This window comes from Kitasatospora purpeofusca (genome assembly GCF_034043715.1).
GTDB classification, from domain to species: domain Bacteria; phylum Actinomycetota; class Actinomycetes; order Streptomycetales; family Streptomycetaceae; genus Kitasatospora; species Kitasatospora purpeofusca_A.
The window spans coordinates 1-19,910 of the sequence record NZ_JAXCLC010000004.1 but is presented as its reverse complement, the minus strand read 5'-3'; the positions used below and the strand labels follow the sequence as shown (position 1 = coordinate 19,910).

The window sequence follows — 19,910 nt, the reverse complement described above, 5'->3', positions numbered from 1 at the left end:
TCGGCCCCGGGCCGCCCGGAGGCGGCGCGGACCGTGCCCGGCCCCTGTTCTGCGAGGTATATCAACGGCGCGCCGCCCCGGGCCAGACCGTTCCGATCGGCGAAATCCTCCCAACCGTCCGAGCCCGGCGCCGGGCGCGCTGGGCGCCCGTACGGTTGACAGCCGGCCAGGGCCCGCCGGGACTGCCTGCAGACTCCCCCACCGGCCCTCCCCACCGGCCCTCCCCACCGGCCCTCCCTACCGGCCCCTCCCCACCAGCCCGCCCCACCGGGCCGTCACGCCCGGGGCGAACACCCGGTCGAACGACCGCCCCCCGGGGCAGGATCCACCCCATGGAGATCACCCGGATCCGCCCCGAACTGACCCTGGTCACCCTCGACTTCGGCACCGTCTACCTCTGGCGCGACGAGGACGGCTCGCTGACCCTGATCGACACCGGCACCGCCGGACAGGCCGACGCCATCGAAGAGGCGATCCGCGCCGACGGCGCCGACCCGGCGGCCCTGCGCACCATCGTGCTCACCCACTACCACGAGGACCACGCCGGATCGGCCGCCGAACTCTCCCGGCGGCTGGGCGCCGAGGTGGTGGCCCACCGGCTGGAGGCCCCGGTGCTCCGTGGTGAGCAGCAGCCCCGGCCGATGGTGCTGAGCCCCTTCGAGCAGGAGATCTGGGACAGCCTGCCGTCGCTGCCGCCCGCCCCGCCCTGCACGGTCGACCGCGAGGTGGCGGGCGGCGAGGTGCTCGGCTTCGGCGGCGGCGCGGTGGTGGTGCACGTGCCGGGCCACACGGACGGTTCGATCGCGCTGCACCTGCCGGAGCGCGGCGTGCTGTTCACCGGTGACCTCGCGGCCAACGTCGAGAGCCGCACCATGCCCGGCGTCTTCAACGCCGATCCGGCGCTGGCCGTGGAGTCCTTCCGGCGGCTGGCCGGGCTGGAGGCCGACACCGTGCTGTTCGGGCACGGCGTGCCGATCCCCGAGGGCGGCTCAGCCGCCCTGCGCCGTGCCGTCGAGCAGCTCGGCCAGCACTAGCGGACGGGCCGGTTCGGGCGCGGCCTCGGCGCAGTCGCGCTCCCACCGCTCCAGGTCGCGCCCGACGTCCGCACGGGCCCGCGGGTGGCCGTCCAGCGCGGGCAGCAGCTCGCGCAGCAGGGCGACGGCCGCCCGCGGCCGGCCCGAGCGGGCCAGCCACAGCGCCAGGTCGTGGCAGGTGCGCAGGGTCCGGGGGTCGGCCGCCCCGAAGGCCCGGGCGAACTGCGGTATCAGCGCGACCAGTTGCTCGGCGGCCCGCTCCGGCGAGCCGGCCGCGCCGCGCCGCCAGGCGTCGTCGGCCTTCTGCCGCAGCGCGTCCGGGTCGCTGCCGCCCTTGCGGTCGCGCAGCGCCTTGAGGTCGCGCAGCCGGGCGCGGACCTCGGCGGCGTCGGCGGGCCGGTCCGCCGCCTTCTTGGCGAGCAGTTGGAGGATCAGCCGGTCCAGGGCCGGATCGGCGGTGTCCGGGGGCAGCGGCTGCTCGTTGAGGTGCGCGTACATCATGGTGACGGCCTGGTCGGCGTTGAACGGGCGGCGGCCGGTGCACAGTTGGTAGAGCACCACGCCGAGGGCGTAGAGGTCGGCCCGGCCGTCGATCGGCAGGCCCGCCCAGCACTCCGGTGCCAGGTAGACCGGCGTGCCGATGACCACATCGGTGGAGGTGAGTCCGCCGGCGGCCGGCTGGGAGAGCAGGCGGGCGATGCCGAAGTCCAGCACCTTGGCCTCGCCGCTGTCGGTGATCATGATGTTCTCGGGCTTGATGTCCCGGTGCACCACGCCGTTGCGGTGCGCGGCGTCCAGCGCCTTGCAGATCTGCCGCACCCACCGCAGCGAGACCGCCGGCTCCGGCAACCCGTCGCGCATCACCTGGGCCAGCGAGCGGCCCCGGACCAGCTCCATCACCAGGTAGTGGGTCGACCGCGCGCCGTCCTGCACCCGCCCGTAGTCGTACAGGGTGACGATGTGCGGATTGGACAGCAGGCCGACCGTCCTCGCCTCGCGGATGAACCGGCCGACCGCCTCCTCGTCGCCCGCCTTCTCGTCGGAGAGCACCTTGAGCGCGACCGCCCGCCCGATGGTCTCGTCGTGGGCGGCCCAGACCACGCCGAACCCGCCCCGGCCGAGCTCCCGGTCCAGCCGGTAGCGGCCGCCCACGACATCGCCCGCCTGCATGCGTGCCCCCAAGTCCGCCGGAATCGAACACCGTTCATCCTGACCGGGTCACGATAGCGGCGGGGAGCGGCACCCGGGTGAACGGCCCCGGTGCCGCTCCCGCGTCCGACGCGGGGGACGGGCCCTACGGCTTGGCCTTGGGCAGGCCGACCGGGTTGACCTCGGAGCTGGGCACCGCCTCGGCGTCCAGGCCCCAGCGCTTGAGCACCTGGGCGTAGCTGCCGTTCCCGATCACCTCGTTGATCGCCCCGTTCAGGGCCTTGACCAGGCCGCTGTCCTTCTTCGTGGTCGCCCCGATCTTGCCGAGCACCTCGGCGCCGCCGCCCGAGTAGGTGCCGATCACCTCGGTCTCGCCGGTCTGCACGGCGTGGAAGGCGGCCACCGGGTTGGGGCCGACGTAGGCGTCGATCCGGCCGGAGGAGAGCGCCAGGTAGTAGTCCGAGGAGTTCTGGAAGTACTTGATGTCGGCCGCCTTCAAGCCGTTCTTCGTGTTCTCCTCGTTCCAGGCGATCAGCAGCTTCTCCTGGTTGGTGCCGGAGGCGACGGCGACGGTCCTCCCGGCGATGTCCTTGGGCCCGGTGACCTTCCAGCCGCTGCCCTTCTTCGCCTCGAAGCCGAGGATGTCCAGCCGGTAGGTGGCGAAGTCGTACTTCTCCTTCCTGGCCTCGGTGACGGTGATGTTGGAGATGCCGACGTCGTACTTGCCGCTGTCCAGGCCGACGAAGATGTTCTCCCAGGAGACCGGGTTGAACTCGACCTTGAGACCGAGCACATCGCCGATCAGTGAGGCGATGTCCGGCTCGACGCCGATCACCGTCCGGTCGTCGTCGGCGTAGAAGTCCAGCGGCGGCGTGGTGCCGAGCGAGTCGACCACGGTCAGCGTCCCGCGTCTCCTGATCTCCTCCGGCACCAGGGCGGCCAGGGCGTCCACCTTGGGTGCGGTCACCCGGTTCTGTTGCGGGGTGAGGTTCACCGCGGTGCCGTTCGGGGCGGTGCTGCCCTTGGCGGGCGCGAGGTCCGCCGCCGCGTCCGAGGAGCTGCCGCAGGCGGCCAGGGTGAGGGCGGAGGCGAGCGCGGCGGCGGTCACGAGGGCGCGACGGGGTAGGGACACGGCGGAACTCCTGCGGGGTGAAGGGGGGAGGGGGAGAGTGAAGGGGGTGGGTGGGTCAGAGGACCTTGGCCAGGAAGGCCCTGGTCCGCTCGTGCCGCGGCTCGTCCAGGACCGCCCCCGGCGGGCCCTGCTCGACCACGACGCCGCCGTCCATGAAGACCACGGTGTCGGCCACCTCGCGGGCGAAACCGATCTCGTGGGTGACCACGATCATCGTGGTGCCGGCCCGGGCGAGGTCCTTGACGACGTCGAGCACCTCGCCGACCAGCTCCGGGTCGAGCGCCGAGGTCGGCTCGTCGAACAGCAGCACCTTGGGCTCCAGCGCCAGCGCCCGGGCGATCGCCACCCGCTGCTGCTGGCCGCCGGAGAGCTGCCGGGGGTAGGCGTCCGCCTTCTCGGCCAGGCCCACCCGTTCCAGCAGCTCCAGCGCGCGGGCCCGGGCCTGGGCCTTCGGCCGGCGCAGGGCGCTGATGGGCGCCTCGACGATGTTCTCCAGCACGGTGAGGTGCGGGAAGAGGTTGAAGTTCTGGAACACGAAGCCGATGTTTGTCCGCTGGCGCAGGACCTCGCGCTCCTTGAGCTCGTGCAGCCGGTCCCCGGCCCGGCGGTAGCCGATCAGCTCGCCGTCGATCGCGACGAAGCCGCGGTCGACCTTCTCCAGGTGGTTGATCGCGCGCAGCAGGGTCGACTTGCCGGAGCCGGACGGCCCGAGCACCACGGTCACCGAGCCGGCCGGGACGTCGAGGTCGACGCCGCGCAGCACCGCGTTCGGGCCGAAGCTCTTCCACAGGCCGCGGACCTGGACCATCGACGGTGCGGCGGCCCGCTCGTCGGCGGCCGACGCGCCCACGGGGGCGTCCTCCGCCGGAGCGTCCCCGGCGCGCGGTTCCTTGACGACGGTGGTCATGAGCGTCCTCCGAGGGCGACGGCGGTGGCGGTGCGGGCGCGCAGGCCCCGGACGAGGGACCGGGCCCGCTGGAGCGGGGTGGGCGGCGGGGTGCGGTCGGCTCCGCGGGCGAAGTACCGCTCGACGTAGTACTGGCCGATCGACAGCACGGTGGTCAGCAGCACGTACCAGACGGTGGCGACCATCAGCAGCGGCACCACCCGGCCGGTGCGGCCGTACACCACCTGCACCTGGTAGAAGAGTTCGCCGATCGCCATCACATAGACCACGGAGGTGCCCTTGAACAGCGAGATCACCTCGTTGGCGGCGGCCGGCAGGATGCCGCGCATCGCCTGCGGCAGGACGATCCGCCAGGCCTGCCGCAGGCGCGGCAGGCCGAGCGCGGCGGCGGCCTCGCGCTGGCCGGGGTCGACGGCGATGACCCCGCCGCGGATGATCTCGGCGGCGAAGGCGGCCTGGTGCAGCCCGAGGCCGAGCACGGCCGCGCCGAGCGCGCCCAGCACCCCGATCGTCTCGAAGTCCCCGAAGGTCGGCCCGAACGGGATGCCGACGCCGAAGCGCTTGTAGAGGTAGGAGAGGTTGAACCAGAAGACCAGCTGGACGATCAGCGGGACCGAGCGGAACACCCAGACGTAGGCCCAGGCGACGGACCGCAGGATCGCGCTGCGGGAGAGCCGCATCGCGGCCACGACGGTGCCCAGCAGGAAGCCCAGCACGGTGCCGTAGGCGGTGAGTTCGACCGTGCGGCCGACCGCCCGCAGGATGGTGTCGGCGGAGAAGTACACCCGGAAGGTGGCCCAGTCCCAGCCGGGGTTGGTGGCCAGGCCGTGGGCGAACTGGACCAGGACGACGAGGGCGGCGAGCCCGGCCGCCCAGCGCCAGGGGTACCGGGCGCGGACGGTGCGCAGGCCGTCCAGTTCGCCGAGGTCGAGCGGGGCGGCGGCGGGTGCCGCGCCGGGTGTGCGGCCGGGTTCCGCGCGGGGCGGGCCGGTGGTGGCAGCGGTGGCGGTGCTCATGGGGGACTCCTCCCGGAGGGACAGGGGATCACGCGTGCTCGGACGGGCTGATCAGGGACTCCTTGACGGCCGAGTCCGTCACCCCCCACTTCTTGAGGATCCGTTCGTAGGTGCCGTCCTTGATCAGCTCGTTGACGGCCGTCTGGAAGGCCGGGGTCAGCGCCGAGCCCTTCTTGAACGCGAAGCCGACGTCGAGCCGGTGGAACTCGCCCAGGAACCTGGTGCCGGACGCCTCCTGGGCGGCCTGGTAGCGCAGGCCGTTGATGGTCGACATCACGACGTCCACCCGGCCCTGCTGGAGGCTGGTCAGCGTGGCGCCGTTGTCGCTGAACGCCTTGACCTCGTAGGGCTGCTTGCCGGCGTCGGTGCAGACGTTCTTCTTGGCGTTGAGGGTGGTCTCGAAGGTGGTGCCGGCGCCGGTGCCGATGGTCAGCCCGCACAGCTGGACCAGGTCGGTGATCGGCTTGACGGCGGTGTTGTCCTTCTTGACCGCGAAGCCCTGGCCGTCGTCGATGTAGGTGACGAAGTCGATGGTCTTCAGCCGGGCCGAGGTCACCCCGAAGTTGCCGGTGCCGACGTCGTACTTGCCGCTGTCGAGCGCGGGCAGGATGGTCTCGAACGCCGCCTCCTCGCGCCGCACGGTCAGGCCGAGCAGGCGGCCCACGGCGTCGCCGAAGTCGATGTCCACCCCGGCGGCCTTCCTGGTCGCCTGGTCGGCGTAGAAGGCCGAGGGCGGGGCGCCGATCGAGGAGCCGAACTTCACCGTCCCGGCGGCCCGGACGTCGGCGGGCAGCAGCGCGGCGGCGGTGTCCGACTTCTTGAGGCCGGAGACGAGGTCCTCGGCGGCGGCGGAGGCGGCCGGCCGGGCGGAGCCGCCCGCCGCGGTGCCGGTGCTCGGGTCGGAACTGCACGCCGCCACGGCCAGGACCGGAAGCAGGGCGGTGGCGGCGAGCAGCCGGCGGCGGGCGGTGGTGGTTCTCACGGAGGTGCCTTTCGGGAGGTACGGGGGCGGTGCGGGTACGGATGCGGGTGCGGGTGCGGGTGCGGTGCGGGCAGGGCGAAGGGCGGGCGGACTCACGGCAGGTCCTTCTCGAACGGCAGCGGTCCGACGGTCAGCGGGTCGGCGTCCACATCGAACAGTGGGGTGTAGCCACCGGCCAGGTACAGCCCCCTGGCCTCCGGCTGGCGCGGGCCGGTGGTGAGGAAGATCCGGCGGTAGCCGGCCCCGGCGGCGGCCCGCTCCAGCTCGGCCAGCACCCGGCGGGCCAGCCCCCGGCGGCGGTGCGCCGAGGCCGTCCACATCCGCTTCACCTCGGCCGTCCGCTCGTCGTACCGCCGGTACGCGCCGCCGGCCACCGGCTCGCCGTCCTCCAGCAGGAGCAGCAGCAGGCCGTGCGGCGCGGTCCAGCTGTCCGCCGGGTAGCGGGTCATCTCCTCGTGCGCCTCGGGGCCGTAGCGGCGCACGTACTCCTCGGTGAGCTCGCGCACCAGCGGCTCGGCGAGCGGGTCGTCGATGCCGACCCGGCGGACCTCGACGTCGAGCGCCGGCGCGCCGCTCACGCCTGGGCCGCGATCAGCTGGTGCCGGTCGTGCTCGGCGCGCCCGGCCCGCTCGGCCTCCGCCGCCGCCTCGGCCGCCGCCTTGGCCGCGTCCCGCTTGGCGACCTCCTCGCGGACGATCGGGATGACGTACCGGCCGAAGTCGATCGCGTCGTCCACCAGGTGGTAGCCGCGGGCGGAGAGGATGTCCACGCCCAGGTCGTAGTAGTCCAGCAGCGCCTGGGCGACCGTCTCCGGGGTGCCGACCAGGGCGTTGGAGTTGCCCGCCCCGCCGGTGGCGGCGGCGGTCGGCGTCCACAGCGCCCGGTCGTAGCGCTCGCCGGCCTCGGCGATCTCCAGCAGGCGCTGCGAACCGGCGTTCTCGGGCCCGGTGCCGGCCGGGCGGCCGCGGCGGATCAGGTCGCCGCCCTCGCGCCGGGCCTTGATCGCGGCGACCGTCCGGTGCGCCTTCTCCCAGGCCAGTTCCTCGGTCGGTGCGATGATCGGCCGGAACGCCACCTGGATCCGCGGCGCGTCCGCCCGCCCGGCCTGCCGGGCCGCCTCCAGCACCCGCTCGATCTGCTCGGCGGTGCGGGCCAGCGGCTCGCCCCAGAGGCAGTAGATGTCCGCCTCGGCGCCGCCGGCCGCGTAGGCCGCCTCCGAGGAGCCGCCGAAGGAGACGCCCGGCCGGGGCTCCTGCACCGGGAAGACGTCGGAGACGAAGTCGTGGAAGCGGTAGTGGGTGCCCTCGTGGTCGAAGGGCTCCCGGCTGGTCCACGCCTTCTTGACGATCCGGATGTACTCCCGGGTGCGGTCGTAGCGCTCGTCCTTGGTGAGGAAGTCGCCCTCGCGCTGCTGCTCGTGGTCGTTGCCGCCGGTGATGAAGTGGACGGTGAGCCGGCCCTCGCTGATCCGGTCCAGGGTGGCGAAGGTCCTGGCGGCGAAGGTCGGGTACGAGACGTTCGGGCGGTGGGCGAGCAGGATCTGCAGGCGGTCGAGGCGGGAGGCGATGAACGCGGCGGCGGGCGCCGGGTCGGGCGAGCCGGAGCCGTAGGCGAACAGCACCCGGTCCCAGTCGTGGTCCTCGTGGGCGCGGGCCAGCCGCAGGGTGTAGTCGCGGTCGAACGCGGCCGTGGTGCTCGCGGTGGTCTCCGTACCGTCGGCGGTGGCGGCGATACCGAGGAATTCGACGGGCATGGTGGCGGGACCTTTCGGATCGTCCGCGGTCCGGCCGGACGCGGGTGGCCGGTGGGCGCGGGAGGGCGGGGAAGGGCAGCGGGAAGCTGCGGAGGGGAGGGGCAGGGCAGCAGTTCGGCAGGGCAGGGGGAACCGCCGGCCGGGGGCCGGAGGGGCGCCCGGAGCGGAGGACCGTAGCCGTACGGAGCAGGAGGCGGCAGGCGGCGGCGGGAGGGGGCGGCGGCGGGCACGTGACGGCCCGGGGCGGTGCGGAGGACTGCCGGAGCGCAGCGGGGCGGGGAGGAAGAGCGGTGGGCGGCAGCGCGCGGTCGACGAGCCGTCAGGAGGTGACGGCTGTCCCGGCCCGGGACGGGGCACCGAGGGAGGTCGCTCCGGGGGAGGACGGGGCCGGACGGGCGGCCCGCTGCCGGGTCAGCCGCGACACGCCGCGGACCACACCCGACCGAAGTCGATGTGGTCGCGGGTGACCAGGGGCTGCTCGGCGTACATGGCCTCAAGTTGAGCAGCGAACCCCGCACCCGTCAACCGTCCTCCATTACCGCTCTGTTGCGATCTCCTGTCGCCACGCGACACCTCCCGCGCCCCGGGCGCCCCGTCGCCGACGACCCTTGACACCCGCCGATCGAGCACGCGTACGATCCGAAGCGGAGTGCAGTGTCCCGCCGGACGCGTTGAGGGACGCGGGCCGGCCGCAACGGCCGTACGTGACCACGCCGTACCCCCGCCCCGTGCGCCCGTGCGCATCCCGCATCTCCGCCCTCCCGCCTGGAGCCTCCGCATGGCCACCCCGCCGGACGTCCTGCCCGTCCCGTCCTCCCCGCCCGCCCCGGTGCCGAGCCGCAAAGATGCCGCCACCCCCGTCCCCGCCCCCGACGTCTGGGCCGCCACCGCCCGGATCGTCCCGCGCCGCCGCACCGGCCAGTGGGTCTCCGCCGCCGTCGCCCTGCTGCTGTTCGCCATGGCGGTCAACTCCCTCGTCCACAACCGGGCGTTCCAGTGGGGCGTGGTCGCCGAGTGGTTCACCGCCGCCTCGGTGATGAACGGCCTCACCCTGACCCTCTGGCTGACCGCCGTCACCCTCGGTCTGGGCTTCGTGCTCGGCACCGTCCTCGCCACCATGCGGCTGTCCGCCAACCCGGTGCTGCGCACGCTCAGCTGGATCTACATCTGGATCTTCCGCTCCACCCCGGCCCTGGTGCAGTTGCTGCTGTTCTTCAACATCGGCGCGCTGTACCCGACCCTCGGCCTGGGCATCCCGTTCGGCCCGGAGTTCGTCACCGTCCGGACGGTCAACCTGTTCGGCCCGACCTTCACCGCCGTGGTCGGACTGACCCTGCTGGAGGCCGCGTACGCCGCCGAGGTGGTGCGCGGCGGCATCCTCTCCGTCGACCGGGGCCAGTTGGAGGCCGCCGCCGCGCTCGGCCTCGGCCGGTGGCGGGTGCTGCGCCGGATCGTCGTCCCGCAGGCGATGCGCTCGATCGTGCCGACCGCCGGGAACATGCTGATCGGCGCCCTCAAGGGGACCAGCATCATCAGCGTGCTGGCCGTCTCCGACCTGCTCTACTCCGTCCAACTGGTCTATCTGCAGTCCTACCAGGTCATCCCGATGCTGATGGTCGCCACCCTCTGGTACGTGGTGATCACCACCGTGCTCTCGGTCGGGCAGTACTACGTCGAACGCCACTTCGCGAAGGGCGCCACCCGCGAGGGCCTGCCGCCCACCCCGCTGCACCGGGCCCGCGCCGCCTACCGCCGGCTGCGCGCCGCCACCTCGGTGCCCGCCCCGGGGGAGGCCGCCGCCGGGGAGACCGTCCCGGGGAAGGCCGCCCGATGAGCGCCGTCCTGGTCGTCGTCGGCGCCGGGCCGCGCGGCACCGGCGTGCTGGAGCGGATCGCCGCCAACGCCCCCGAACTGCTGCCCGCCGACCGGCCGTTGCACATCCACCTGGTCGACCCGCACCCGCCCGGCGGCGGCCGGATCTGGCGCCACGAGCAGTCCCCGCTGCTGCGGATGAACTCGATGGCGGAGGACGTCACCATGTTCACCGACGAGCGCTCGACCCTCGACGGGCCGGTCCGCCCCGGCCCCTCACTGGCCGAATGGGCCGCGCGCCCCGAGGAGTTCGCCCCCTACCGGGAGATCGCCGACCCCGGGCTGCGGGCCGAGCTGCGCGCCCTCGCGCCCACCGACTTCCCCACCCGGCGGGCCCAGAGCGCCTACCTGGACTGGGTGTTCCGGCGCGCCGTCGCCGACCTGCCGCCGCACGTCACGGTCACCGTCCACCGGGACACCGCGCGGCGGATCGAGGGCCCGGCGGACGGCCGCCAGCTGGTCCACCTCTCCGACCGGGTCCTCACCGCCGACCACGTCCTCCTCACCCTCGGCCACCTCGACTCCACCCCCGACCCCCGCTACGCCGCCGACGCCGCCTTCGCCGCCCGGCACGGCCGCTTCCACCTGCCGCCCGCCCACTCCGCCGACGTCGCCGCCGAGCTGGAGCAGATCGCCCCCGGCGAGCACACCGTGCTGCGCGGCTTCGGGCTCGCCTTCGTCGACCTGGTCTCGCTGCTCACCGAGGGCCGCGGCGGTCGCTTCGAGGAGGCGGCCGACGGCGGCCTGGTCTACCGGCCCTCGGGCCGCGAACCGGTCGTCCACGTCGGCTCGCGGCGCGGCGTCCCGTACCACTCCAAGACCGGCTACCGCCTGGTCGGCCCGCCGCCGCCACTGCCCCGGTACTTCGACGCCACCGCCGTCGACGCCCTGCTGGACCGGCCCGGACCCCTCGAACTACGGCGCGACGTCTGGCCGTTGATGGCCAAGGAGATCGCCTTCGGCCACTACCACGAGCTGTTCCACGCCCACCCGGGGCGCACCGCCCTGCCCTGGGCGGAGTTCCTCACCGGGCTCGACACGCACCCCTGGGCGTCCCCGGAACTGGACGCACTGGTCGAACGCGCCGTCCCCGACCCGGCCGACCGGCTCGACCTCGAACGCCTCGACCACCCGCTCGCCGGCCTGGAACTCGGCTCCGCCGAGGAACTCCAGGGCTACCTGCGCCGCTACATCGCCGAGGACGCCGACCGGCGCGCCGACCCCGCCCACAGCGCCGACCTCGGCGCCTTCCTCGCGCTGCTCTCGCTCTTCGGTCAGCTGCCCCGGGTCCTCGCCTCCGGACGGCTCACCGCCCGGTCGGTGGGCGAGGAGGTCGACGAGTGGTTCTTCGGCTACTTCAGCTACCTGGCGTCCGGCCCGCCCGGCTTCCGGCTGCGGCAGCTGCTCGCGCTCTCCGAGGCCGGCGTGGTCCGCTTCCTCGGTGCGGGCGTCCGGGTCGAGCGGGACGAGCGCACCGGCAGCTGGCTGGCCTCCGGCGCCACCGTGCCCGGCCGCACCGTCGCCGCCACCGCGCTGGTCGAGGCGTACCTGCCCAAGCACGTGCTGGCCCGCACCCGGGACCCGCTGCTGCGCGAACTGCACCGGGACGGGCGGATCGTCGAGGAGGTGGTCAGCGACCCGGAGCACACCCACCGCTCGGGGCTGCTCACCATCCGGCCCCGGGACGGCCGCGTCCTCGACCCGGCCCTCGGCGGGGAGCCGCATCCGCGGCGCACCGCGCTCGGTCCGCACACCAGTGTGCGGGCGGCGGCGGCGTTCGCCCGGCCGCGCACCGACTCGCCCGGCTTCCGGCAGAACGACGCGGCGGCGCGGGCGCTGCTGGGCGCGCTGGCCGGGGTGGGGGCGGTGCCGGTGGCGGAGGCAGCGGAGGCCGAGGTGGTGGTGGCGGTCTGAACGCTCCGGTGCGCGGCCCGCGTCACGGCCCGGTCACGGCCCGTAGATCTCCTCCACCAGGTCCTCGGCCGTGACGTGGTCCGGGGCGGCGAGGATCCACTCGCCGATCTGCTTGATCCCGGTGCCCCGTTCCAGTGCGGTCAGACAGGCGTCGGCCTCCCGCTCCGAGGCGAACTCCCAGGCCAGCACGCGGCGGATCAGTACCAGCGCCTCGGCCGGGTGCATCCGCGGCCGCCGGCCGGGCCTCGGCCGCCCGACCGGGGCCGCCGCCAGCCGCTGCTGCTGGGCGGCCAGGTCCTGCCAGGCGCGCACGGTGACGGGGTGCTGCTCGCCGAGGACGCCGACGAGCTCGGGCAGCAGGGTGCGCAGCTGGAGCACCGCGCTCTCCGGGTCGCCCCGCTCGGCCGTGTACACCGCCAGGTCGTGCCGTGCCTGGAACACCCGCGGGTCGTGGGGACCCCAGGTGGCGTGCAGCTCCGGCAGCAGCTCGGCCAGCCGGCGCATCGCGCTGACCGTCTCGCCGCTCTCGCCGATGCAGCGGAGCAGGTGGTAGCGGGCGGTGAGGGTGTCCGGGTCGGACGGGCCGAGGGCGAGCCGCAGGTCCTCGGCGACGGTGGACAGCAGTCGGATCGCGCCGTCCAGGTCGCCGGTCCGGCTCAGGAACCAGGCGAAGTCACGCCAGGCGGCGAGGGTCTCGCGGTCCGCGGGGCCCAGCGCGGCCAGCGCCTCCTGGGCGACCGCGTGGAGCAGGGCGGCGGCCTCCTCGGGCGTCGCCGCCCGGTGCGCGGCGCTCCGGCGCTCGGCCAGGGCGGAGCGGACGGTCCCGTGCGGCTGCTGCGACTGGAGCTGCGGCGGGGTCGCGGCGCCCGGGGGTGGGGTGTGCGGGGGTGTGGTGTGCGGGGGCAGCACCATCGGCGCGAACACCACGGGCGGCGGGAGCACCGGCACCGGCCCGAACACCACGGGCGGCGGAAACACCGGCACCGGCGGGACGAGCACCACCACCGGCCCGAACCCCGGCTGTTCAGCGGGCTGCTCCGCAGGCACCTCCGCAGGCGCCTCCGCAGGCGCCTCCGCGGGTATCCCGACGGCCGGCCGCCCCGGCGCCGCCGTCCCCTCCGGCCCCGCCGCCCCCTCCAGCTCCGCGAGCCGACGCTCCACCGTCCGCGCGTCCGCCGGGCGGTGCTCGGGGTCCTTCGCCAGCAGTTCCGTGACCAGCCCGGCCAGTTCCGCCGGCAGCCCGAACTCCGCCGGGTCCAGCGCCGGCGGCGGCGCGTTCAGGTGCTGGTACATCAGCACCGGTGTCGAGTCGCCACTGAACGGCCTGGCCCCGGTGCAGAGTTCCACCAGGACGCAGCCGAAGGCGTAGAGGTCCGCCCGGCCGTCCACCCGGCCGCCGGTCCAGCGTTCCGGCGCCATGTACGCGGGACTGCCGACGACCGTGCCGGTGGTGGTCAACCCGCCCGCCCCGATGTCGAGTTGCGCGATGCCGAAGTCCAGCACCTTCACCGTGCCGGCCTCGGTGACCATGATGTTCTCGGGCTTGATGTCGCGGTGCACCATGCCCGCGTCGTGGGCGGCGGCCAGCGCCGAGCAGATCTGCCGCCCCCAGCGCACGCTCCGCTCCGGACCGGGCGGGCCGTCCCGGAGCACCGAGGTCAGGGTGCGGCCGGTGATCAGCTCCATCACCAGGTACGTCACCCTGCGGCCGCCCAGCTCACCCTCGCCGAGGTCGTGCACGGTGACGATGTGCGGATGCGAGAGGTTGCCGGCCGCGCACGCCTCGCGGACGAACCGCAGCGCGGCCTTCTGCTGGTCCTCGCCGTGGTGGTTGATGACCTTGACCGCCACCGGGCGCCGCATCCGGGTGTCGAAGGCCCGCCACACCACGCCGAAGCCGCCCTGGCCCAGCCGCTCGACCAGCTCGTACCGATCGTCGAGCACGTCGCCGATCATCACCCGCCCCACCCCCGCACTCGTGCCGCATCCGCACTCTATCCACGCGACCGCCGGCTCCGGCCGTCCCTCCGCCCGCTCTTTCTCCTTCCCCGCCCGGTTCCCGCCTTCGACCGCCTCTCCCCTGCCGCCCGCGAGTGCCCTGGTGGGAGGATGGCAACGGGCCCCGCGACGACGCGCAGGCCGTACGCACAGCGAGGAGCGCAGTCATGGCCAAGCAGGCCCCGCAGAGCGATCCGGCGCAGGACGCCCCCCGGGTGTCCGCGCCCCAGCACGCGGCCGCCGGCCTGCCCGCGGTCGGCCACAGCCTGCGGATGGCCGCCGAGCAGATGGGTGCCCGCCGCACCCTCAGCACCCTGCTCAAGGTCAACCAGCCCGACGGCTTCGACTGCCCCGGCTGCGCCTGGCCCGAGCCGGAGAAGACGCACACCGCCGAGTTCTGCGAGAACGGCGCCAAGGCCGTCGCCGAGGAGGCCACCGAGCGCCGGATCCGCGCCGAGTTCTTCGCCGCGCACCCGGTCGCCGAACTCGCCGAGCGCTCCGGCTACTGGCTCGGCCAGCAGGGCCGGCTCACCGCGCCGATGTTCCTCGACGAGGGCGCCACCCACTACACCCCGATCTCCTGGGACGACGCCTTCGCGCTGATCGCCGAGGAGCTGCGGGCGCTGGACACCCCGGACGGCGCCGCGTTCTACACCTCGGGCCGGACCAGCAACGAGGCCGCGTTCGCCTACCAGCTGTTCGCCCGCCGGCTCGGCACCAACAACCTGCCGGACTGCTCCAACATGTGCCACGAGTCCTCCGGTTCGGCGCTCACCGAGACCCTCGGCGTCGGCAAGGGCAGCGTCAGCCTCAAGGACCTCTACCAGGCCGACCTGATCATCGTCGCGGGCCAGAACCCGGGCACCAACCACCCCCGGATGCTCTCCGCCCTGGAGCGGGCCAAGCGCGCCGGCGCCACCATCGTCAGCGTCAACCCGCTGCCCGAAGCCGGGCTGGAGCGGTTCAAGAACCCGCAGCAGGCCCGCGGCCTGGTCGGCCACGGCACCAAGCTGACCGACCTCTTCCTGCAGATCCGGCTCGGCGGCGACCTCGCCCTGTTCCGTGCCCTGAACCAGCTGATCCTGGAGAAGGACGCCGTCGACCACGCCTTCGTCGCCGAGCACGGCCACGGCTTCGAGGAGTTCGCCGCCGAGGCCCGGACCACCTCCCGCGAGGAGGTGCTCGCCGCCACCGGGCTGCCGTGGGAGCAGATCGAGGAACTCGGCCGGATGGTCCTCGCCTCCGAGAAGGTCATCGTCTGCTGGGCGATGGGCCTCACCCAGCACAAGCACTCCGTACCGACCATCCGCGAGGTGGTCAACTTCCTGCTGCTGCGCGGCAACGTGGGCCGCCCGGGCGCCGGCGTCTGCCCGGTGCGCGGCCACAGCAACGTCCAGGGCGACCGGACGATGGGCATCTTCGAACGGCCCGCCCCCGCGTTCCTGGACGCCCTCGGCCGCGAGTTCTCCTTCGAACCGCCGCGCGAGCACGGCTTCGACTCCGTCGACACCATCCGGGCCATGCGGGACGGCCGGATCGGCGTCTTCTTCGCGATGGGCGGCAACTTCGTCGCCGCCACCCCGGACACCGAGGTCACCGAGGCGGCGATGCGCCGCTGCCGGTTGACCGTGCACGTGTCCACCAAGCTCAACCGCTCGCACGTGATCACCGGCGCCCGCGCGCTGATCCTGCCCACCCTCGGCCGCACCGACCGGGACGTCACCGCGCGCGGCGCCCAGTTCGTCAGCGTCGAGGACTCCATGGGCCAGGTCCACTCCTCGCGCGGCGGCCTGCGCCCGCCCGCCCCGGGCCTGCTCTCCGAGGTCGCCATCGTCTGCCGCCTCGCCCGCGCCGCCCTCGGCCCGCAGGACACCGTGCCGTGGGAGGACTTCGAGGTCGACTACGACACCCTGCGCGACCGGATCGCCCGGGTCGTCCCCGGCTTCCAGGACTTCAACGACAAGGTCCGCCGCCCGGGCGGCTTCACCCTCCCGCACGGCCCGCGCGACACCCGCACGTTCCCGACGGCGACCGGCAAGGCCAACTTCACGGTCAACCCGCTCACCGCCCCCGAGGTGCCGGAGGGCCGCCTGCTGCTGCAGACGCTGCGCTCCCACGACCAGTACAACACCACCATCTACGGCCTCGACGACCGCTACCGCGGCATCACGGGCGGCCGGCGGGTGGTCCTGGTCAACCCGGCGGACGCGGACGAGCTGTCGTTGTCGGACGGCCAGTACGTGGACCTGGTGAGCGAGTGGAAGGACGGCGTGGAGCGCCGCGCCTCGCACTTCCGCGTCGTCCACTACCCGGTGGCGAGGGGCGGCGCCGCCGCGTACTACCCCGAGACCAACGTCCTGGTGCCGCTGGACTCCACCGCCGACATCAGCAACACCCCGACGTCGAAGGCCGTCGTCATCCGCTTCGAGCCGGACAGCGGCGCCGATGCCTGACCCCGCTGGCCCTGACCCCGCCGGCCCTGACCCCGCCGGCCCTGACCCCACGGTGCTCCACCCGATGCCGGAGCAGCCCCGCGTGGTGCTGCTCCGGCCGCTGGTGACCTCCCCGCTGATCGAGGTCGGGGAGTTCACCTACTACGACGACCCGGACGACCCGACCGCGTTCGAGACCCGCAACGTGCTGTACCACTACGGTCCGGAGCGGCTGGTCATCGGCAGGTACTGCGCCCTGGGCACCGGCGTGCGCTTCATCATGAACGGCGCGAACCACCGGGTCGACGGCCCGTCGACCTTCCCGTTCCCGATCATGGGCGGCTCCTGGGCTGCTCATTTCGACCTGCTCACCGATCTCCCGAACCGTGGCGACACGGTGGTCGGGAACGACGTCTGGTTCGGCAACGGTGTGACGGTGATGCCGGGCGTCCGCATCGGCCACGGCGCCATCGTCGCCACGGGCTCGGTAGTTACGGCGGATGTCCCGGACTACGCCATCGTCGGCGGCAACCCGGCCCGCGTGATCCGCCACCGGTACGAGGAGGCGGAGATCGCCCGCCTCGTCGCTGTCGCCTGGTGGGACTGGCCCGCAGACCACATCACCGCCCACGTGCGGACGATCATGTCCGGAACGGTCGAGGAGCTGGAGGCCGTGGCCCCGGAGTAGTTCTGGCATTCTGCGTGGGTGTCGAAGAAGCAGAAGCGCGCCACGACCTTCGCCGAGGCGGTGGCGGCCATGCCGTCAGCGGCGGCGGAGGAGTCCCGTGGCTCTGACCTCCGCCCGCCCGTGGCAGCCCGCGGCTTCACCGACGCCACGGGCTGCTACTGGCAGCTCACCCGCGGTCCGATCGATCCTCGCCGGGCCAAGCGGCTCGCAGTTGATGCGGACGTGATGACGATGGGCACCTACTACGACGACCAGGCCGAACGGTGGCTCCCCCGTTTCCTTGCAGAGGCCGAACGCCCGGCGGCCTGGGTAGAAGCGCGGGCCCGGTTCGACGCTGCCTGTATACCGATCCACGAGGCGTACGAGTTCGCTGCGGAGGACGGCCGCGTCCTGCTCTTCATCGAGACGTACTGCTGAGTTCGCACCCACCCCGGGCGTTCTGAGCCGCATCCAGGGAAGTTCGCCCCCTGGATTCCTGGAGTGGGAAGTCGGCAAGTCCGACTTCCCACTCCGCCCTTGCCTCAGCTGGATGGAACAGCGACTGGAGGGCTGCCCCTCGCTCGCGCCGAGCGAGGGGCCACCCAGGAAGACTCATGCGAACCGGTCGAGTGCGCCGACCTTGATGACGTCGAGGAGGTTCAGGAGAGTGGCGTGGGTCGCGCGGACTATGACGCCGGGGTCATCGGACTCACGGAACTCCGCCCCTTCGGCGACTGCGCGAACCTCGACACACTCATCGTGCGCACCGCTGTAACTGGACTTCTGCCAAGCCTGCTCCAACATGCCTACCCTCGACTTCCTGCGCCGGCCCCGATCAGGCCAGCGGCGAATGCCTGTTGAAGGCGTACAATTCCGGTCGGTTCTTCTACTGCCTCTCACTCGTACCAGGGAAGGGACAGCAGGGAAACTCAGACCCGAACTGGAAAGTCGGCGAGTCCGACTTCCCACTCCAGCCTTGTGCCCCTATCGGGAGCAACAGCGGCTTGTGAGTGGCTGGCCCCTCGCTCGGGCCGAGCGAGGGGCCAGCCAGATCACGCGTGGTGGTCGAGACCGCCTGCCTTGATGGCATCGAGGAGGTCTACGAAAGCGGCGGGAGACGTGCGGACGAGGACGCCGGGATCATCGGATTCCCGGAGTTCCACCACCTCGCCGCGAGCACGGACCTCGACGCACTCGTTGTTCGCCGCACTGAAACTGGACTTTTGCCAGACGGAGTTGCTCACGCCTTCCCTTTCATCCGAGGTGTCAATGCCCCTGGTCACAGCCCCCAGCGCCGGCCTCCCCGATGGCCGTCCACCCATGGCACCCGGCGTGGAGAAGGCTGGTGGAGGTGTCAGGGGTTTGCGGAGTATGAGTCCGCTGTCATCGGACTCCCGGAGTTCGACCAGCCCACCCACAGCTCGCACCTCAACACAGTTGTCGTTCGCTGCGGAGTAACTGGACTTCTGCCATGTGTCGTTAGCCATGGTCGTTGTTCAGATCCCTTCGCGCGGCCTGGCCCAGGAAGTCGGAACCACCGACTTCCTGGGCCCACGGATCAACGGCAGGACGTCTGGTCTCGCGGTGGTCCCTTGGCCGCGCCAAGGGACCACCGGGCAAGGGCGCCGGGAGGGGTAAGTCGGCAAACCCGACTCCCGACTCCACTCTGCCGCGACTTGGAGAACCAACGGCTTGTGAGTGGCTGGCCCCTCGCTCGGCCCGAGCGAGGGGCCAGCGAGATCACGCGTGACGGTCGAGTTCGCTGGCCTTGATCGATTTGAGCAGGCTGGCGAAGGCCGCAGGATCCGCAGCGAGGCTCGTTCCAGGATTATCGGACTCCCGGAGTTCCACCACCTCACCCCGAGCACGGACCTCGACACACTCGTTGTTCGAGGCACTGTAGCTGGACTTCTGCCACTCAGAGCTAGACATTTCCGCTCTTCACTTCCTTCATGACGGATCGGATGAAATCACGCGAATCAGCTTCACCGAGAGCCGTCGAGTCAAGACGCGAGAAGATGACTCGATGCATGGCCAGGTCGGCTTGCGAGTCGAAGAAGAGGGCCCCTTGGGACACGTCCATCTCAATGGCGTCGAGTTCGGGAACCGGCCCTTCGGCGAAGGTCAGGTTCTCGCCCGAGCCCGGGAAGGTATCGAGGGCGAACGGCACCACTCGCACGGAGATTCCAGGGTGCTCGGAGTCGTTGAGAAGAGCATCGAGTTGGTCAACAAGCACCGTCGAGCCACCGAACTGCATCCGCAACGCGGCTTCGTGGATGAAGGTTCGCAACGGCGTGGAGCCTGACCGAACGATCTCCTGCCGACGAACGCGAAAGGCGGTCCTTGCTTCAACCTCCCCCGCCGAGAGCGGCGGAAACAGCCGAGCAAACACCGCAGACGCGTAAGCACTGGTCTGAAGCAGGCCCGGAATGTACGCGGTGGTGCAGAAGGTCAGCCTCTTGGCGTGGGCTTCAAGCTCGGCAATCTCCAGGAAGTCGATCGTCAGGGCGCCGCGGTAGTCCTCCCACCAGCCCTTCCCTCGCTCCGAAGCCATCTCTGCGAGAGCGTCGATCAGCGGCCCATTGGCGCACCGGCACGCCGAGGCAACCATCCGCAGCCGCTCGGGACTGACGCCGATCTTCGCCATCTCCATCTGCGTCACCTGGGCCGGGCTGATGCCGAGCTTCCTGGCGAGCTCGCTGCCACCGATCCCCGCTTGCTCCCGCATGCGGCGCAGCTCGCTTCCGAGGCGCCGTTGACGGAGGGTCGGATTTGGGCGAAGGGCCATGACGTCCTCTCTCATGGGGCTGGATCAGTGTGCCGCGCACCCGGCGGGCCGGTCCAACTGCGGGTCGACCACACGGTAGGGGGAACTTTTTCACCTCGCCCTATAAATAGAGGTGCCGTGGGCTATGGTCTATCTCACAGCGATCCGACGGATCGTCAGTAATGCCTGTTTACCAGGGCAGTAGGCGCCTGCTGCCCTTTTGCACCGCAGAGCAGCCGGGTCCGGACCCGGCCTCGTTCACGGTGGCGCATCCGTCGACGTTTCCT

The 19,910-nt window shown here is 72.5% G+C and carries 18 protein-coding genes; 6 read left to right on the top strand and 12 right to left on the bottom strand.

Annotation, left to right across the window (positions count from 1 at the left end; translation table 11 throughout):
- The first annotated feature begins 332 nt into the window (after positions 1–332).
- Entirely contained in the window at positions 333–1,034 is a 702-nt protein-coding gene (locus tag SM793_RS03140) for an MBL fold metallo-hydrolase (RefSeq protein ID WP_320436423.1), read from the top strand.
- Here the strand turns inward: SM793_RS03140 and SM793_RS03135 are convergent.
- The 7 genes from SM793_RS03135 to SM793_RS03105 all read right to left on the bottom strand — a co-directional run bounded on the left by SM793_RS03135 (position 990) and on the right by SM793_RS03105 (position 7,973).
- On the bottom strand, positions 990–2,204 hold the full coding sequence (locus tag SM793_RS03135) for a serine/threonine-protein kinase (protein WP_320436422.1): 1,215 nt from the start codon (positions 2,202–2,204) through the stop codon (positions 990–992). The genes SM793_RS03140 and SM793_RS03135 overlap by 45 nt on opposite strands.
- Positions 2,205–2,328: 124 nt before the next feature.
- A complete protein-coding gene (locus SM793_RS03130) occupies positions 2,329–3,315 on the bottom strand; it encodes an ABC transporter substrate-binding protein (protein WP_320436421.1) in 987 nt (328 codons plus the stop codon).
- 55 nt (positions 3,316–3,370) lie between these two features.
- Entirely contained in the window at positions 3,371–4,123 is a 753-nt protein-coding gene (locus tag SM793_RS03125; RefSeq protein WP_320436552.1) for an amino acid ABC transporter ATP-binding protein, read from the bottom strand.
- A gap of 95 nt (positions 4,124–4,218) precedes the next feature.
- Positions 4,219–5,238: an amino acid ABC transporter permease gene (locus tag SM793_RS03120; protein ID WP_320436420.1), complete on the bottom strand. Its 1,020-nt coding sequence runs from the start codon at positions 5,236–5,238 to the stop codon at positions 4,219–4,221.
- Positions 5,239–5,266: 28 nt separating this feature from the next.
- Positions 5,267–6,220, bottom strand: coding sequence for an ABC transporter substrate-binding protein (locus tag SM793_RS03115; protein WP_320436419.1), 954 nt, complete (start codon positions 6,218–6,220; stop codon positions 5,267–5,269).
- Between the two features lie 92 nt (positions 6,221–6,312).
- Positions 6,313–6,798 (bottom strand): GNAT family N-acetyltransferase, encoded by a 486-nt coding sequence (locus tag SM793_RS03110; RefSeq protein ID WP_413815864.1) that lies wholly within the window; start codon positions 6,796–6,798, stop codon positions 6,313–6,315.
- On the bottom strand, positions 6,795–7,973 hold the full coding sequence (locus tag SM793_RS03105) for an LLM class flavin-dependent oxidoreductase (RefSeq protein WP_320436418.1): 1,179 nt from the start codon (positions 7,971–7,973) through the stop codon (positions 6,795–6,797). The genes SM793_RS03110 and SM793_RS03105 overlap by 4 nt, the downstream gene beginning before the upstream one ends.
- Before the next feature lie 778 nt (positions 7,974–8,751).
- On the opposite strand from SM793_RS03105, the gene SM793_RS03100 reads away from it, so the two are divergent.
- Both SM793_RS03100 and SM793_RS03095 read left to right on the top strand, forming a co-directional pair.
- Positions 8,752–9,807: an amino acid ABC transporter permease gene (locus SM793_RS03100; protein WP_320436417.1), complete on the top strand. Its 1,056-nt coding sequence runs from the start codon at positions 8,752–8,754 to the stop codon at positions 9,805–9,807.
- A complete protein-coding gene (locus SM793_RS03095; protein ID WP_320436416.1) occupies positions 9,804–11,759 on the top strand; it encodes an FAD/NAD(P)-binding protein in 1,956 nt (651 codons plus the stop codon). The genes SM793_RS03100 and SM793_RS03095 overlap by 4 nt, the downstream gene beginning before the upstream one ends.
- Positions 11,760–11,792: 33 nt before the next feature.
- Here SM793_RS03095 and SM793_RS03090 read toward each other — a convergent pair whose 3' ends face one another.
- The gene (locus tag SM793_RS03090) at positions 11,793–13,703 is read right to left on the bottom strand and encodes a serine/threonine-protein kinase (RefSeq protein WP_320436415.1); all 1,911 of its coding nucleotides are present in this window, start codon (positions 13,701–13,703) and stop codon (positions 11,793–11,795) included.
- A gap of 221 nt (positions 13,704–13,924) precedes the next feature.
- Between SM793_RS03090 and SM793_RS03085 the strand changes: the two genes are divergently transcribed.
- From SM793_RS03085 to SM793_RS03075, 3 genes are read left to right on the top strand one after another with little or no spacing between them, the layout of a single operon-like run.
- The gene (locus SM793_RS03085; RefSeq protein WP_320436414.1) at positions 13,925–16,210 is read left to right on the top strand and encodes an FdhF/YdeP family oxidoreductase; all 2,286 of its coding nucleotides are present in this window, start codon (positions 13,925–13,927) and stop codon (positions 16,208–16,210) included.
- Positions 16,203–16,877: a CatB-related O-acetyltransferase gene (locus SM793_RS03080; RefSeq protein ID WP_413815863.1), complete on the top strand. Its 675-nt coding sequence runs from the start codon at positions 16,203–16,205 to the stop codon at positions 16,875–16,877. Before SM793_RS03085 ends, SM793_RS03080 begins: the two co-directional genes overlap by 8 nt.
- 18 nt (positions 16,878–16,895) lie before the next feature.
- Positions 16,896–17,294: a hypothetical protein gene (locus SM793_RS03075; RefSeq protein WP_320436412.1), complete on the top strand. Its 399-nt coding sequence runs from the start codon at positions 16,896–16,898 to the stop codon at positions 17,292–17,294.
- 174 nt (positions 17,295–17,468) lie between these two features.
- On the opposite strand, the gene SM793_RS03070 is transcribed toward SM793_RS03075, so the two are convergent.
- From SM793_RS03070 to SM793_RS03055, 4 genes are all read right to left on the bottom strand, one after another.
- Positions 17,469–17,660, bottom strand: a complete 192-nt coding sequence (locus SM793_RS03070) for a DUF397 domain-containing protein (protein ID WP_320436411.1) — start codon at positions 17,658–17,660, stop codon at positions 17,469–17,471.
- 248 nt (positions 17,661–17,908) lie between these two features.
- Positions 17,909–18,343 carry a DUF397 domain-containing protein gene (locus SM793_RS03065; protein ID WP_320436410.1) on the bottom strand — a complete coding sequence of 145 codons (435 nt, stop codon included), beginning with the start codon at positions 18,341–18,343 and terminating at the stop codon, positions 17,909–17,911.
- Between the two features lie 253 nt (positions 18,344–18,596).
- On the bottom strand, positions 18,597–18,788 hold the full coding sequence (locus tag SM793_RS03060) for a DUF397 domain-containing protein (RefSeq protein WP_320436409.1): 192 nt from the start codon (positions 18,786–18,788) through the stop codon (positions 18,597–18,599).
- Entirely contained in the window at positions 18,781–19,659 is an 879-nt protein-coding gene (locus SM793_RS03055; protein ID WP_320436408.1) for a helix-turn-helix transcriptional regulator, read from the bottom strand. The genes SM793_RS03060 and SM793_RS03055 overlap by 8 nt, the downstream gene beginning before the upstream one ends.
- Positions 19,660–19,910: the final 251 nt, after the last annotated feature.

What these genes read in the sequence shown, in the direction of transcription:
- SM793_RS03095 (WP_320436416.1), top strand. Translation starts at nt 9,804, where the DNA reads ATGAGCGCCGTCCTGGTCGTCGTCGGCGCCGGGCCGCGCGGCACCGGC.
- SM793_RS03060 (WP_320436409.1), bottom strand. Translation starts at nt 18,788, where the DNA reads ATGTCTAGCTCTGAGTGGCAGAAGTCCAGCTACAGTGCCTCGAACAAC.
- SM793_RS03120 (WP_320436420.1), bottom strand. Translation starts at nt 5,238, where the DNA reads ATGAGCACCGCCACCGCTGCCACCACCGGCCCGCCCCGCGCGGAACCC.
- SM793_RS03140 (WP_320436423.1), top strand. Translation starts at nt 333, where the DNA reads ATGGAGATCACCCGGATCCGCCCCGAACTGACCCTGGTCACCCTCGAC.
- SM793_RS03085 (WP_320436414.1), top strand. Translation starts at nt 13,925, where the DNA reads ATGGCCAAGCAGGCCCCGCAGAGCGATCCGGCGCAGGACGCCCCCCGG.
- SM793_RS03105 (WP_320436418.1), bottom strand. Translation starts at nt 7,973, where the DNA reads ATGCCCGTCGAATTCCTCGGTATCGCCGCCACCGCCGACGGTACGGAG.
- SM793_RS03055 (WP_320436408.1), bottom strand. Translation starts at nt 19,659, where the DNA reads ATGAGAGAGGACGTCATGGCCCTTCGCCCAAATCCGACCCTCCGTCAA.
- SM793_RS03100 (WP_320436417.1), top strand. Translation starts at nt 8,752, where the DNA reads ATGGCCACCCCGCCGGACGTCCTGCCCGTCCCGTCCTCCCCGCCCGCC.
- SM793_RS03080 (WP_413815863.1), top strand. Translation starts at nt 16,203, where the DNA reads ATGCCTGACCCCGCTGGCCCTGACCCCGCCGGCCCTGACCCCGCCGGC.
- SM793_RS03070 (WP_320436411.1), bottom strand. Translation starts at nt 17,660, where the DNA reads ATGTTGGAGCAGGCTTGGCAGAAGTCCAGTTACAGCGGTGCGCACGAT.
- SM793_RS03125 (WP_320436552.1), bottom strand. Translation starts at nt 4,123, where the DNA reads ATGGTCCAGGTCCGCGGCCTGTGGAAGAGCTTCGGCCCGAACGCGGTG.
- SM793_RS03135 (WP_320436422.1), bottom strand. Translation starts at nt 2,204, where the DNA reads ATGCAGGCGGGCGATGTCGTGGGCGGCCGCTACCGGCTGGACCGGGAG.
- SM793_RS03065 (WP_320436410.1), bottom strand. Translation starts at nt 18,343, where the DNA reads ATGGCTAACGACACATGGCAGAAGTCCAGTTACTCCGCAGCGAACGAC.